The organism is Paenibacillus sp. W4I10 (genome assembly GCF_030816325.1).
Classification (GTDB): Bacteria; Bacillota; Bacilli; order Paenibacillales; family Paenibacillaceae; genus Paenibacillus; species Paenibacillus amylolyticus_B.
In genome coordinates this window covers 6,418,318-6,432,921 of the sequence record NZ_JAUSXX010000001.1, presented here as the reverse complement: position 1 = coordinate 6,432,921, position 14,604 = coordinate 6,418,318, and the positions used below count along the sequence as shown (strand labels likewise).

Here is a 14,604-nt window from a genome sequence, read left to right as displayed (position 1 = left end):
TCTTACGCCTCCCTTACGGTCAGTTCGGCCATTTGCGTATCGTTAACGCAGCTGCCGATATGGATATGGAATTGTCCCGGTTCAACGACAGGTTTCAAATCACGACCAATATACTGCAGTTGCTCGGCTCCGATTCGGAATTCCACGGTCTGTGTCTCTCCAGGCTCCAAGATAACTTTTGCAAACCCCTTCAGTTCCTTGGCGGGACGAGTCAGTGAGCTGACCACGTCGGATATATACATCTGCACAATCTCCGCACCTGCATAAGGGCCAGTGTTGGTCACATTCACCGATACCTTAACTGAATCATCAGTTGTCATGGACGAAGAACTCAGCTTCGGTTCGCTGTACTCATATGTGGTATAACTCAGTCCGTATCCAAATGCATAACGTGGCTCCAGATCCTCTTCGAGGTAACGCTTGCCTCGGGAACGTTTGCCGTTATAATAGATCGGTAATTGTCCGACATGCTTTGGAATGGAGATCGTCAATTTGCCTGACGGATTCACATCACCGAATAGAATATCTGCAATGGCACGACCGCCCTCTTGACCCGGATACCACGCCTCCAGAATTGCATCGGCATGTTCATCTACCCAAGGTTCAGTGATCGGACGACCATTAATGTAAACAACGACAAGCTTCTTGCCGAGCTTGTGAATTTCCTGAATGAGTTCCAGCTGTACTCCGGCAAGACCCAACGTCATCCGGTCGATCCCTTCGCCACACTCCATATCGTTCCATGAGTTATCCGAGACATTGGAAGCGCCTGTTTTCAGATCGATCGTTCCTTCTCCAAAGTCACGCGCACTGGAGCCACCAACCACCATAATGACTGTATCTGCCTGGCTGGCAACTTCAAGGGCACGCTCGAATCCTTCTTTCGAATCACCTTTGATCCGGCAGCCTGGTGCATATAACACCTGATCTGTACTGCTGTCACCAGTCAAAGGACCAACAAAACTCTTCTCCGTTTGCCCATCCACATGATTAGCAAGCTTACTGCGAATCCCATCCAGTACCGTCGCCACTTTCGACTTCGGTTGCGGAGATGTGTAATCGCCCAGTTGATTGTAAGCCTGATCCGCATTGGGACCAATGACGGCAATCCGGCCCATATTAGCTATCGATAGAGGTAGCGTGTCAGCCTCATTTTTGAGAAGCACAACCCCTTCCGCCGCCAACTGGCGTGCCAGCTGAACATGCGCTTCACTGCCAATTACTTCCGCTGCGCGATCGGCATCCACGTAAGGCTGTTCGAATAAGCCCAGTCTGAACTTCAACGCCAACACACGAGAGACAGCCTGATCCAGAACCTGCACATCAAGCTTACCTTCTGTCACCGCCTGCACCAGATATTGCCCAAACATCTCACCGGACATTTCCATATCGATGCCTGCCTCAATCGCCTGTACGGAAGCTTCCATTCCATCTGCCGCGACATCATGCCCACTTGCCAGCATGTTGATCGCACCACAATCCGTAATAACCAGACCGTCAAAGCCCCAATCCTTACGCAAAACATCTTCCAGCAATTCCGTATTCACGGTGCAAGGCGTGCCATCAATTTCGTTGTACGCTGGCATGATCGACGCCGCGCCAGCTTCCACCGCCTTGCGGAATGGATACAGATCCACTTCCAGCAGTTCACGCCAGCCCATATGTACAGGCCCTGCATTACGTCCACCTTCCGAGCTGCCATAACCAACAAAATGTTTCAGGGTTGCCGCTACTGTATCTCCACGGTCAAGACTTTCACCCTGCAGTCCTTCCACGGAAGCAACTGCCAGCTCTCCAATGAGAAACGGATCTTCACCGAAACATTCCTCGGTACGTCCCCAACGCGGATCACGCACAACATCCAGTACCGGAGAATAGGTGACCGCGCCACCTTGAGCACGTGTCTCCCTTGCTACTGCCTGGCACATCTCCCGGTACAGATCCACATTCCAGGTGCTCCCCAATAAAAGAGGAACTGGATAGACCGTTCCGTCAATGGCCATATGACCATGCGAGCACTCCTCCCCAATCAGAATGGGAATCCCCAGTCTGGAATGCTCTACCGCATAACGTTGAATCAGATTAACTGCCTCAGCGCCTTCTCTGGCAGATAGTCCATTTTCCAGCGTAACGCCAGTCCACGGATCTGCCCGAAGCGCACCGTAAAGGGAACCGATGCCCCCATTTTCCACTTGCTGTTTAAAGGATTCATTTAACGTGATGTTCCCTTGATCATTCGTATAGGTCTGCCAGCCAAATGGCTGCGTAAGTTGGCCTACCTTTTCTTCCGTAGTCATCAGGCTAAGCAGGTGTTGTACCCGTTCCTCTACGGATTTGCTTTGGTCCTTGTAAGTCATCATTCTGCATCTCTCCAATCCTATAACGTGATCCGGTTATTCTTTGACCGCGCCCACCGTCAGACCCTGTACAAAATAACGCTGGAAGAACGGATAAGCGAATATAATCGGCAACGTAGCAAGCACAACCATCGCCATTCGGGATGTATCCTGCGGAATGGACTGCATGGCTGCCAGACTCATTGAACTGTTAGCAGAGTTCTGCTGGATAAACTGGATGCTCGACTCAATCCGCATCAGCATGGATTGCAGCGGTACCAGATTCGGATTATCGATGTATAACAGCGCATTGAACCAATCATTCCAGTAACCGAGTGTACTGAACAACCCGATGGTTGCCAGTCCCGGCAAGGAGAGTGGAATCACGATTTTCATAAAGGTATAGAACTCACCGGCACCATCAATTTTCGCAGATTCAATGACTGCATCCGGCACACTGGTGGAGTAGAATGTACGCAGGATCATAATATAGAAGGCATTCATCGCCAGCGGCAGAATCAGTGCCCATAACGTATCTTTCAATCCAAGCAGCTGGGATACAACCATATAGGTTGGAATCATCCCGCCGTTGAACAACATGGTCAGAATCGCAAAGATGGAGAAAAATCTCCGATATCTGAAGCTCTTGCGGGAAATCGCATACGCATACAGCGACATGAGAATCAAACTGATAATGGTACCGAGTACCGTCACCAGAATGGTAACTCCATACGCACGCAGCAGCGTGTCCCCACTCTGCCAGACAAACTGATATGCCGCGAGACTCCATTCTGCCGGAATCAGACGATACCCATCACGGGCCAGTGCTTTCTCGTCTGTAAACGAGATAATAACTACAAATATAAAAGGAAATACACAGATCAGAGCGAATAGACCAGCGATGATGTTCATGATCACGTTCCAGCCGCTGGATACGTGGTGGAAGTCGCGTTTTTTAACAAGCCCTGCTTGAGCCATAGTGGTTCACTCCTTTCCCTTGTCCTAGAATAGGCTACTGTCTTTATCGATTTTGCGGACCACATAGTTGGAGATAATAACAAGCACAAAACCCACGACGGATTGATACAATCCGGCAGCCGTACTCATCCCAATCTCACCACTAGTTTTCAAACCACGATATACATACGTATCAATAACATTTGTCACGGAATAGAGCGTACCCGAATCCCTTGGCACCTGATAGAACAGTCCAAAGTCGGCATAGAAAATGCGGCCTACGGCCAGCAAAGTCATAATCGTGATGATGGGCGACAGCAACGGAATCGTAATGTTACGAATCTGCTGCCACTTGCTTGCTCCATCAATCATGGCTGCTTCATACAGCGATTTATCAATCCCCAGAATCGAAGCCAGATAGACAACGCTGCTATAACCGATGGTTTTCCATAACGCTACGAATACCAGAATATACGGCCAATATTTCGCCTCGGAGTACCACTGAATTGGTTCCATCCCAAACCAGCCGATAATCTGATTCAACATCCCGCGGTCCATGCTCAAGAAGCTGAATGCGAAGTAACCAACAATAACCCAGGATAGAAAATACGGCAGAAACATGCCGGTTTGATACAGTTTGGCGAGTCGTTTATTCACTAGTTCCGAGAGCAGGATTGCCAATGCCACAGCAAATACCAGTCCCAGGAAGATAATGGCGATGTTATAAAAGAGGGTGTTGCGTGTAATGAGCCATGCGTCACTTGTGCTGAACAGGAATTTGAAATTGTCCCAGCCAACCCATTCACTCTTCATCAGACTTGCCCAGAACCCTTCACGGCTGAACCGATATTCCTTAAAGGCAGCCACTGTACCCACAAGAGGCAAGTAGGAGAAGAAGAAGAACCAGATGGCGCCTGGCAGCACCATGAACAGCATGACCCGGTTTCTAATCAGGTTTTTCAAAAATGTAGTCATTGTGGAGTTCCTCCTTCAGGCTTGAATGAAAAAGGACCGGACGCGATAAGCAGCCGCCCGATCCTTACGATGTACTGTTACTTGTTTTCCGCTCTCCAGGCATCCAGCTGGCTTTGGGCTTCAGCCATTACTTTCTCCAGTCCGGCTTGATTGAACTTCTCAATCACTTGATCCAGATTGGCTGCCGGGTCCAGTGTACCTGTCATCAGTGCTGCCCAATACTGCTCTTTCACGTTCTGTACCGCCGTCAGTTCGGCAGATACATTGCTTGAATCAAAGTTAAAGCTGAGGATCGGGGAATTGGTACCTTCAGCGTTAAACTTCTTGAACTCATCCCATTTGTTGTCCGGGTCATTGCTGTTCAGATAGAGCAGCATGTTATTCCCAAGGGAGTATGAAGGCATATCGTAGTTTTTCGATTCAGGCAGATTTTCCATATGCGTGTCATCCACTTTTTTGTAGTGTGTGCCCTCGATACCGGAGTCCACCATATTACGCAGCACAGGATCTGTATTCAGCAGGTTCAGGAATTCCATCGCTTTCTCTGGATATTCCGAGTTAGCCGAGATGGCCATGATGGAACCTTGTACAGATGTATTCGTTATAATCGGTTCACTTGCAGGTGTTGAAACGACTTGATAACCGTAACTTGCAGACCATTGATTGTCCGCGAGTGGCTGAGTCTGTGCACGATCCAGGAACCAGTTGCCCGATGTTGTCAGGTCGTTCGTGGAACCTGTTGTTGCCGCTTCTGCCGATACATACCCAGCCTTGTAGTATTTGTGCATCGTAGTAAGTGCTTCTTTCATTTCAGGTGTTTCCAGTATGTTTACAAGCTTATAGTCTGTTGTATCCAACTTGATTGCCATTGGCAGATTCTGAATGACATAGTCATAAGGCACGTAAGGAACATAGTTTTTATCCATGGCAAAAGGTGTTACACTTGCCTCGTTTTCCTTGATCGTTTTCAGTAAAGGCTCCAGACTGTCTAACGTACGGACACCAGAGGTGTCCAGCTTGTATTTATCAACCAGCATTTGGTTAAAGCGCCATACCTCTTGTTGAGGCAGCTCTTTGTTGGCCGGAATTCCGTAATTGTGTCCATCTACCTTGGAACCGCTTAGGAATGCAGGATCGATGGTCTTGGTAAGATCCTGACCGTATTCAGCAAGCAGGTCATCCAGTTCAAGGAATGCACCTTTTCTGGCATTTTGTACATAATCAAATCCACCAGAAGAAGTGAACAGAATGTCCATTGGCTCACCGGATGCTACGTTAACCTGCATCTTCTGCGGGTAGTCACCCCAGTCAACCATCTTCATCGTTACCGTGGCATTAATTTTCTCTTTGGTATACTTGCTCACTTCTTCCATCACTTTATTGACGTCTTTCTGAGGGGTACCGATGGTATACCAGATCAACTCTACCGCGTCATCTCCAGCTCCCCCGGATTCTGAAGCATCTTTGCTTCCTCCACAGGCACTAAGAACAAGTGTAACGGCCATTAACAATGCAAGAACGAGTGAGAAGCGTTTTCTTTGTTTACTCATTTCTTTGATCCTCCCTTTTCGTGTTCCCTTAGGCTCTACTTACTAACTGCTTTAACCTTATCGAATAAAAGCATTTACAAAAAGAAGATAAACTTAAGTTTTCGAGGTACAAATTAAAGAGAAATTGTCCATGGGCATCTATTTTGAACCTATTTAAATAAATCGCTTACATGAAAGAGACATGCCGGGTAACGTATGCCATGATTTTCTACCATGCCATTCCTGTTCCCGATATGTCTCTTGGCTCTCTGTCCCATGGTTGGATCTACCCGTCACCGAATTAACCAAACACCTTGAAATCAGTCGGTGAAATCCCCACATATTTGCGGAACTGTTTATAGAAATACCCCGTCTCCCAATACCCCACATTTCGGGCGATCTCATGTACCTTCAGATTGGAATTGCGTAGTTGCTCCTTCGCACGTTCAATCCGGTATTTGTTGATATATTCGGCAAACGTCTCCCCGGTCTCCTTATGAAACAATTGTCCCAAATACACCGGATGCAGATGATAGTGGGCACCCAGCAGCTTCAGGGAAAGTTCTTCTGCGTAGTGTTTGTCGATATGCTGAAGCACTTGGTTCACAATTGGATTCTTCAGATCCTGCAATAGGGATTGGATCGTCTGCGCCGCAACTTGCTGAAGCGCCCGCACGAGTTCATCAAAAGTGCCACTGTCCAGGACAAGTTGAAGCCCTTGTTGGTATATGGCAGACTCATCCGAGTATTTGATGCTCTCCAGTTCCATTTTGAAGCGAATCACCACTTCCAATGCGGTATTCTGTAGCTCCCCAGGCGTAAGTCCATTGCGATGCTGTTCAAAATCCATACGAATCCGTTCCGCAAGTTGTTCTGTATTCCGGGACAGAATGAGTTTGGCATACTCCCTCCATTCAATGAAAAAGGTCGCGTTTGAATTTCCGCACCTTTCCAGCATGGCATGGTCGATGACTTTAAGGTCGGGATAAATCATCACATACTGGAGTGCTTTTTTGGCATCCGAATAACTGGTCGGCGCATGGTACAGTCCCTTCATCAATCTGCCTGCTCCAATGCGTGCCCCCGGATGGGTTACGGTTATCTCATCAGATAATGCCTGCAAGCCATCCATCAACTTCTGTTCCTCATCCTCGTTACCGTCGACATTGGCAACAATGACGAGATCACCATCGATGTCATGAAAGACATTCAGATGGGACTTGTCCTTCAGCATCTCCTCCACACGTTCAAACATGCCGAATGTTTGCCCTTTGTCTTTGTCACGCAATATAGCGACAGCAACGTCCGGTGCATCCAAAGAAAGGTTCATAAACTGGGCACGTTCTTCAAATTCGGTAGCTGCAATCTGTCCCGTAAGCCATCGATGAAGAATGTTATCTTTCAGAATCTGAATGCCATACGCATCATCGGCTTGAGGTGATACTGTATGATCCAGCTTGGATGCTGTGTTGCTCAGCGTGGATTCCAGTTCCTCCACATTAATCGGTTTAAGCAGATAATTTTCGATCCCCAGCTGCATGCCTTCCTTCAGATATTCGAACTCATTGAAACCACTGAGGATAATGACCTTAAGCTCAGGTTGCACTCGCCTTGCTTCCCGAATCAGATCGAGACCATTCATGAGTGGCATGGATATATCCGTAATCAGAATGTCCACAGGCTGAGAAGAGAGCGCTTGTAACGCTGCTTGCCCATTACCTGCATGGCTCACAATTTCCATTCCAAATGAAGACCAATCCACAATATCGTATAACCCTTCAATGATGAATGGCTCATCGTCCACAATAAACACCTTGTACATATTACACACCTGTCCCTTCTGTATGTGGATAACGCACCCTGATCCGTGTTCCTTCTCCGAGGGTACTCTCTATGGTGATACCGAACTCTGGCCCATACAGGAAGCGCAATCGACTATGGACACTGCGCAGCCCGAACATCTGACCAGACTCTTCAGGACGTTCCAGTTCTTCAAGGATTTCCGTCAGGCGTGCAGGATCAATACCTTTGCCATTATCTTTGACTTCCACCTGCACCACATTATCCGTCTCTTCCACAATAATCGATAATCGGTTATCCGAACGTTCCGTCTGAATGCCGTGCACGACATAATTCTCAATAATGGGTTGCAGCGAAAGTTTCACCACAGGGTGTTGATAATAAGCAGCATCGATCTGGATCGTATATATGAAAATATCCTTGTAGCGGATTCGGAATAACTCCAGATACAAGCGGCAAGCTTCCATCTCATCCTTCAGCGTATAATTCTTCTTCTGCTGTACCAGGCTCTTGAACAATACGGATAGGCTATAGATCATCTCGCCGACATCTCTCGCCCCTTGGGATATCGCCCTCATCCGAATCACTTCAAGCGTATTGTAGAGAAAATGAGGGTTGATGCGCGCCTGTAATGCGACCAGCTCGGTCTCCTTCTGTTTGATCTCGGCTTTGTAGACTCGTTCAATATACAGATTCAGCTCGTCGAGCATGTCGTTGAAGCTATGTGAGATCTGCCCCAGTTCATCATCACGTGGATCGTCGATGCGAGCCGTCAAATTGCCATATTTCACTTTTTGGGTGAAACGAATAATTCGACGGGTTCGTTTGGCAAAGTTAATAATGAAAAACGCCGGAACCAGCACGGCAAACAGAATACACACGATACTGATCGAGATGATGGTATTGCGAATGCCCGCATAGGTTTCAGCCATCTCTTCTACCGGAACGGTGCCAATGACCACATAACCCTGATCCGCGGAGACAAACTTGTTCACATACATGTTCTGCTCCTTTTTCATTGAATCCATATCCGTCTGATCAAACAGCGAATCGGCCACATTCACGTAGGGATACTTCTTCCCGTAATAATGATTGTTGGAGTCAAATAACACTGTCCCTTTCGCCGATAATACCACGATTTCTCCCTTGAGATTACTCTCGTAGTTATCCAGTGCATTTCCGATTCCCTCCGAGTCAAAGAAGACAAGAAATTGGCCCAGATTCCGAAGAGTCTGTGTATTGTTAATCGGTACGCGGATGGAGTAGAGCGCAGGGTCCCATTGATTAATCTCTTTGCGAATCCAGTAGTTGGGTGCACTGATATTGGGCGTTTCCATCGCCATCACGTCCGGAATATAGGAATGAGCCACATTGGCGTCCAGCTTGCGGAACTGCTTGTGTTGATTAAACGTAGACAGATCCTGCTGCTCGGCGCTATACAACATGAGTTGGTTAATCTGCGAATTGCGATCCATGATGTTCTGAAAATGTTTCAACACATCGGCCGAATAGTCATCCTGATTGGCGTAATATCCATTCGTCATGTGCTGAACATATTCAGCGTACGAATGATTCATCAGGTAAGTAATGTTGGCCGAGAGTGCCTCATTCTGATGCATATCCCTCACCATATTCTGTACCGACTCATACTGCTGATGAATGTACCGATCCACATGTTCCATCGCCGCTTTCTGGATCGCCAGTTCCCGGCGAATCGTGGAGTCGGACACCGACAGGAAGATGATATAAGACAGCGTAATGATCGTAACAATCGATATCATCGAGAAGATCAGGAGCATTTTCATAAACATATTATTTTTAAAGAAATTATTGTAAACGCTAACAATTTTCAAGTCGCATGTTCCCTCCGATGCTGTTTTCCTGACTATATAAGTTGAACTAAAGATTACTTACACTGACACTACGATGACAGAATAACCTTCCAATTGCTGTTATCCCCAGATTTTTCAATTCCCTTTTTCTAAGGGGAAAATCCGGTGATAAATGCGAACGCTTCGCTTTTTCAGGTTTTTTCTGTCCTCTTCGTTATCGTGTAAAAAATTAGTTCAACTTATATAGAATTATATCATTAGGCTTCTGACATTAACTTGTCACCTGCAACTTTTCTTTAGTTTATATCTGTGTTTCTTTAATTTCACCCTATTTAAAAACGCTTTCATCCACTATCGTTAACCATAAGTTTAGCTTTGTGTAAAAGAATACCTTACATTCATTCCACTTGAAGGAGGAACAGCATGACACGCAAACTCAAACCAAAAGGCCTCATTCCCAAGGTCACTGCCATGGTCCTGACTACGGCTCTGCTTGGACAAGTTGTTGCATCATCCGTTTATGCCGGAGATACGCTCACCTTACACCGGTGAAAGTGCCAAAGGGGTGAATCAGCCCTATCAACACGGGTACACCTCGGCCCAGATTCTGAACTGGACACCGGAAAGTGATATCCATGGTGACCTGCTTCGTGCCCATGTTCCCTTGCAGCCCCGTAATGAAGCGTTCGCTGCCACACAGGCTTATCCTGAGCTTAGTCCAGATACCCAGCTATTCACGATGAGCGGCGATTACGGCAATGCATTCTTCGATAGCACACCTTACACCAATGAATTCAGCCAGTACCTCTTCAATTATTGGCAGTATACAGACTACTACAGCTATTGGCATGGCATGGCTTCTGCCGGAGTACCGGAGGAGCTGTATGACCCAAGTAAGGAATGGACGGAGAAATACTTCGAGTTTGGCATTTTGAACATTCCGAATCCGGCCTATACCAACGCAGCCCACAAAAATGGCGTCAAATCCATTGCCAACATTTTTTTCTCGGACAATGACCGTGGGCCACAAACCTATAAACAAATGCTGATCCAGGATGAAAACGGTAATTTCCCTGTGGCCGAGAAACTGGCCGAGATGGCAGAATACTACAACTACGATGGATATTTCTTCAATCAGGAAGAAGTTGCCCGGGGTGTAGCCCCTGAGGATATCGCTTCCTACAAGAAATTCATGAAATATCTAAGAGATAAAGGCCTGTACGTTCAGTGGTATGATTCCACCATCAATACAACAGGCAAGATTCAATACCAGAACCAATTCAATGGGCTTAACAGCCCCTTTGTACAAGATTCCGTTCTCGGCAGAGTCTCGGATTCCATCTTCCTGAACTATGTGTGGAACCACAAGATGCTCCGCGATTCCCGTGATCATGCCCTTAGTCTGGGACTGGATCCATTGGAAACCGTATTTGCTGGTGTCGAAGGTGGACATGACAAATTCGGCCGCTGGAAGCAATCCTATGACCTGCGCCATAACCTGGATGAGAACGGTCAACCGATGAACAGCATCGCGACACTGGGTGCCGACTTCACCCACAACGCCCTGGATGAAGAGATGGGCGATGGCAGTACCAATCACCGAGCTGAGGATGAGTACCAGTGGATGACCTTTGTACGTGATCGTGCCTGGTGGTCTGGTCCAAATCAAGACCCGACAGATGCACGTCGTAATGCGTCTGCCGATCTGTCGGATGTGTATGCTTCCGGTGCGAATTGGGATGGGATTGCCGCTTATCTGACCGAGCGTTCCGTCATCAACGGCTCTAATTTTGCGACCAGCTTCAATACAGGTCATGGTCTGAAATATTATGAAGACGGCGCTGTCTCGAACGACAAGGAATGGTCCAATATCAACATTCAGGACATCCCTGTTACCTGGCAATGGTGGATGGATAGCGAAGGCGACAAGCTGAGTGTCGATTTTGATTATGGCCCATCTTATGAGAAAGGCGCAAGGTACAACTACGAATCCATTGGCGCATTCCAAGGCGGCAGCTCACTCGTGGTGAACGGTACACTGAACGCGGAGAACTTCCTGCGCCTGTACAAGACCGACCTGTCCGTCAACGGACAATCCAAACTGGAGCTGACGTATAACAAACCGTCCACCAGCGATGCTTCTTCCCTGCATGTTGGGCTGATCTTCGAAGATGATCCATCCAACGTAGTCAACGTACAGGTGCCTAATTCAGGCCAGCATACGGAAGGCTGGAAGACAGCTACATTGGATCTGAGTGCATATCAAGGCAAGACCATTGCCGCTATAGGATTATCCTTTGACCCGAATGGCAAAGCGATTGAGAATTACCAGATGAATATTGGCGAGATCCGCATTTCCGACGGTTCAGCGGCTGTACCGGATGCACCGACCGGGTTCCATCTTGTCAAAACACTGACCAACACCGACGAACTGGTTGTCGCCTGGGACATGAAAGAATATTCAGAGGTCAAGCAATACAATTTATATGAAAATGGCGCCTATGTTGGCGGCGTGTATGATTCCACTTTTTATATCAAATCGCTAAAACAGCCTTCTGGTGAACTGTCCATTCGTGCTGTTGGTGCAGATGGTACCGAAAGTGAAGCAACCGTCTTGCCTTATGATCTGAATGCATCCGTTCAGAATATTGATGTGAAATTCAAAAAGAATGGCGATGCTATTGTAAGCTGGAAAAACCCGAAAAAGGCAAAAGATACAGGCAAGAATAAAGATAAGAATACGGATAAGGATAAAAATAAAGACAAGGGTAACGGCAACGAGTCCATTCAGCTCACCCTAGAAACCGAATATACGAAAGAACCCTTCACCAAGTCGCTTCAGGTCAAAAAAGGAAAATCATCCGCCGTTCTGACGGAACTTCCGACCAATGGTGAACATTACGTGCTGAACATCGCCATTGGCGGGCAGAATCCGGTTACCCATACCGGACAACTCGCAGATCTTCAGATTACACCATACGCCAAGGATAAGGTTACGGTAAAAGATGGGAAATATACGCTTGCCCTGCCGGATCTGGAGGATTGGTACAAGATCTATGTATATGAAAATGGGGTAGCACGCGAGTTCGGCGTCACTTACGTTTCGCAGAAATTCCCGTATATCATTCGGGGAAGAACAAAGCTGAGTGAACTGACCTTCACACCAGCGTCCAGCAACAGCTCTTTGAAGCTGGTCATTGAGGATTATTCAGGCAATCAAGCCACGACAATTTTGAGGTAATATTACAAAGTATTTTTATGTACGCCAGCATAACAGTAATGAAAACATACAGCCCTTCATTTCCAAAAGGAAGATTGAAGGGCTGTATTTGTTGATTTCGTAATAAATATTCTACCCAACAGCTATTAACACAGCATTTTCCTTTAGTGTAGTCCTCCGGATAACATTGAGGATAGATAATTCCGTAACTGCTTTTTGTCTATTTTATCCACGGCCGTTCTGGGAAGAGTATCCACAATGAACAGTTGAGTCGGCCATTTGTACGGAGCAAGGTGTGGCTCACAGAACGCCCTCAATTGTGTCAGATCCAAACTGTCCCCGTCCCGTAACACGACGAAGGCGACGAGTTCCTCGCCTTCGTCGGGAAGAGGAGGTCCGATTACGGCCGCGTCGATTACCGCCTCATGGGTCACAATAACATGCTCCACTTCGGCACAGAACACATTGGAACCGCCCACAATAACCATATCCTTCAAGCGATCAAACACATAAAGGTAGCCTTCGTCATCCAGGCAACCGACATCCCCGGTTCGGATCCAGCCATCATGCATGATCTCGGCAGTAGCCTCCAACTGGCGCCAATACCCAAGCATGGTCTGTTCACCTCGAACAACGATTTCTCCAGCCTCGCCCGTAACTGTCTCACTTCCGTCCGTATTTAAGATCCGAACTTCGAAGGCCTGCTCACCCTGGGCAGCCAGGTCGGCGGGACGGCCTACGGATCGAAGGCGAAGAGGATCGCCCATATGCTGAGCAGGAAAAAGGCGGCTTATGGACATTCCACATTCCGCTTGTGAGTAGTTGTTAACAATTAAAGCTTCAGGGAATTGCGATACGACATCCTGAAGTGTATCCGGGGAAATAATGGACCCTCCGCAGCCAATAAGCGTTAGGCTCTTCAAGTTTCTACCCCCGTGGGATGCCTCACGGGTAAGATCACGAAGCAGTTGGCCTACTGTGCTGAGCTGCGTAATCTGATCACGTTCAACGGCGTCTATAATGCGTTGTACATCCGCCGGGTATTCGTCTAGGAATACAAGACAGCCTCCGGCAGCCATGGTCGCCCACAACTGGAACTGACCAACCAGATGGGATAGGTTGAGCACTAACACACGACGCCTGAGATCATGACCGAAGCCTGCAGAAGGCGTAAGTTGATTCCAAGCAGCCATACCTCGATGCGAATGCATTACCCCTTTTGGCCGACCGGTTGTCCCGCCCGTATAAATCAGGACTGCCGTATCGTCTACACTTGGTTTGAGATGGTCTTTTGGAGAGAACGCAGGTTCATGCTGTAAAAGAGTTGCGAGCGATATGGCATTCGGCCCTTCTTCGTCTATCGTGAATAGTTTTGGACAATACCCAAGAAGCTTTACCGTGGCGATAGCTGCGTTAGCATGTTGGTCATCATGAATAACCATATGCGGTTCTGCATCCTGTAATATGGCAGCGAGTTCAGGCACTGTTTGTAAAGGTGACGGCACGATTGGTATAGCTCCGATCCCAACTGCTGCATAAAACGCAACAACGAGCTGGGGATCTGGATCACCTAAAAGGGCAAACCGATCGCCTGCTCGGAGACCTTCAACATACAGAGCATGACTCAGTCTTTCAACTAGAGCGTTAAGCTCCCCATAACTCATCGTTTGCCCATGTCTCATTAACGCAGGTTCCTCAGGGTACAGACTTGCTGCAATTGGCAATCGTTCGGATAGAAGCAAGCAATTACCCCCAACTTTTAAATTTCCATTTTTTCCGTTAAGAAAACTATGGAATAAAAAGAGAGTAGCATATATCTGGAATAATAAGTAATCATTATCCCCTATTAAAATCATAAATTCTTCTGATATTACAGTTCTGCCAACAGACGATTCTTGCCGTTAACCTACTCGCTAGCTTAATTAGGTATCATGATTCTCGTCCTTAAAGGTACA

General features: G+C 47.3%; 9 protein-coding genes. 2 read left to right on the top strand and 7 right to left on the bottom strand.

Annotated features, from left to right (window positions below; genetic code table 11):
* Window positions 1-2: 2 nt before the first annotated feature.
* From QF049_RS28890 to QF049_RS28865, 6 genes are all read right to left on the bottom strand, one after another.
* A complete protein-coding gene (locus QF049_RS28890; RefSeq protein ID WP_307542347.1) occupies window positions 3-2,360 on the bottom strand; it encodes a glycoside hydrolase family 3 N-terminal domain-containing protein in 2,358 nt (785 codons plus the stop codon).
* 33 nt (window positions 2,361-2,393) lie between these two features.
* The gene (locus QF049_RS28885; protein WP_062837930.1) at window positions 2,394-3,314 is read right to left on the bottom strand and encodes a carbohydrate ABC transporter permease; all 921 of its coding nucleotides are present in this window, start codon (window positions 3,312-3,314) and stop codon (window positions 2,394-2,396) included.
* A gap of 24 nt (window positions 3,315-3,338) precedes the next feature.
* A complete protein-coding gene (locus tag QF049_RS28880; RefSeq protein WP_307542345.1) occupies window positions 3,339-4,268 on the bottom strand; it encodes an ABC transporter permease in 930 nt (309 codons plus the stop codon).
* A gap of 77 nt (window positions 4,269-4,345) precedes the next feature.
* Window positions 4,346-5,818: an ABC transporter substrate-binding protein gene (locus tag QF049_RS28875; protein WP_307542343.1), complete on the bottom strand. Its 1,473-nt coding sequence runs from the start codon at window positions 5,816-5,818 to the stop codon at window positions 4,346-4,348.
* 280 nt (window positions 5,819-6,098) lie between these two features.
* Window positions 6,099-7,619 (bottom strand): response regulator transcription factor, encoded by a 1,521-nt coding sequence (locus tag QF049_RS28870; RefSeq protein WP_307542341.1) that lies wholly within the window; start codon window positions 7,617-7,619, stop codon window positions 6,099-6,101.
* A 1-nt stretch (window position 7,620) separates the two neighbouring features.
* A complete protein-coding gene (locus QF049_RS28865) occupies window positions 7,621-9,450 on the bottom strand; it encodes a sensor histidine kinase (RefSeq protein ID WP_373428313.1) in 1,830 nt (609 codons plus the stop codon).
* Between the two features lie 402 nt (window positions 9,451-9,852).
* Between QF049_RS28865 and QF049_RS28860 the strand changes: the two genes are divergently transcribed.
* Together QF049_RS28860 and QF049_RS28855 are read left to right on the top strand one after the other, a co-directional pair.
* Complete coding sequence (locus QF049_RS28860; RefSeq protein ID WP_307542339.1) at window positions 9,853-9,981, top strand: hypothetical protein; 129 nt, start codon at window positions 9,853-9,855, stop codon at window positions 9,979-9,981.
* A 13-nt stretch (window positions 9,982-9,994) separates the two neighbouring features.
* The gene (locus QF049_RS28855) at window positions 9,995-12,670 is read left to right on the top strand and encodes an endo-beta-N-acetylglucosaminidase (protein ID WP_307542337.1); all 2,676 of its coding nucleotides are present in this window, start codon (window positions 9,995-9,997) and stop codon (window positions 12,668-12,670) included.
* A 143-nt stretch (window positions 12,671-12,813) separates the two neighbouring features.
* Here the strand turns inward: QF049_RS28855 and QF049_RS28850 are convergent, their stop codons facing one another.
* Window positions 12,814-14,391: a class I adenylate-forming enzyme family protein gene (locus tag QF049_RS28850; RefSeq protein WP_307542335.1), complete on the bottom strand. Its 1,578-nt coding sequence runs from the start codon at window positions 14,389-14,391 to the stop codon at window positions 12,814-12,816.
* Window positions 14,392-14,604: the final 213 nt, after the last annotated feature.

Coding starts and splice junctions, on each gene's coding strand:
- QF049_RS28870 (WP_307542341.1), bottom strand. CDS start 7,619: ATGTACAAGGTGTTTATTGTGGACGATGAGCCATTCATCATTGAAGGG.
- QF049_RS28885 (WP_062837930.1), bottom strand. CDS start 3,314: ATGGCTCAAGCAGGGCTTGTTAAAAAACGCGACTTCCACCACGTATCC.
- QF049_RS28890 (WP_307542347.1), bottom strand. CDS start 2,360: ATGATGACTTACAAGGACCAAAGCAAATCCGTAGAGGAACGGGTACAA.
- QF049_RS28860 (WP_307542339.1), top strand. CDS start 9,853: ATGACACGCAAACTCAAACCAAAAGGCCTCATTCCCAAGGTCACTGCC.
- QF049_RS28880 (WP_307542345.1), bottom strand. CDS start 4,268: ATGACTACATTTTTGAAAAACCTGATTAGAAACCGGGTCATGCTGTTC.
- QF049_RS28875 (WP_307542343.1), bottom strand. CDS start 5,818: ATGAGTAAACAAAGAAAACGCTTCTCACTCGTTCTTGCATTGTTAATG.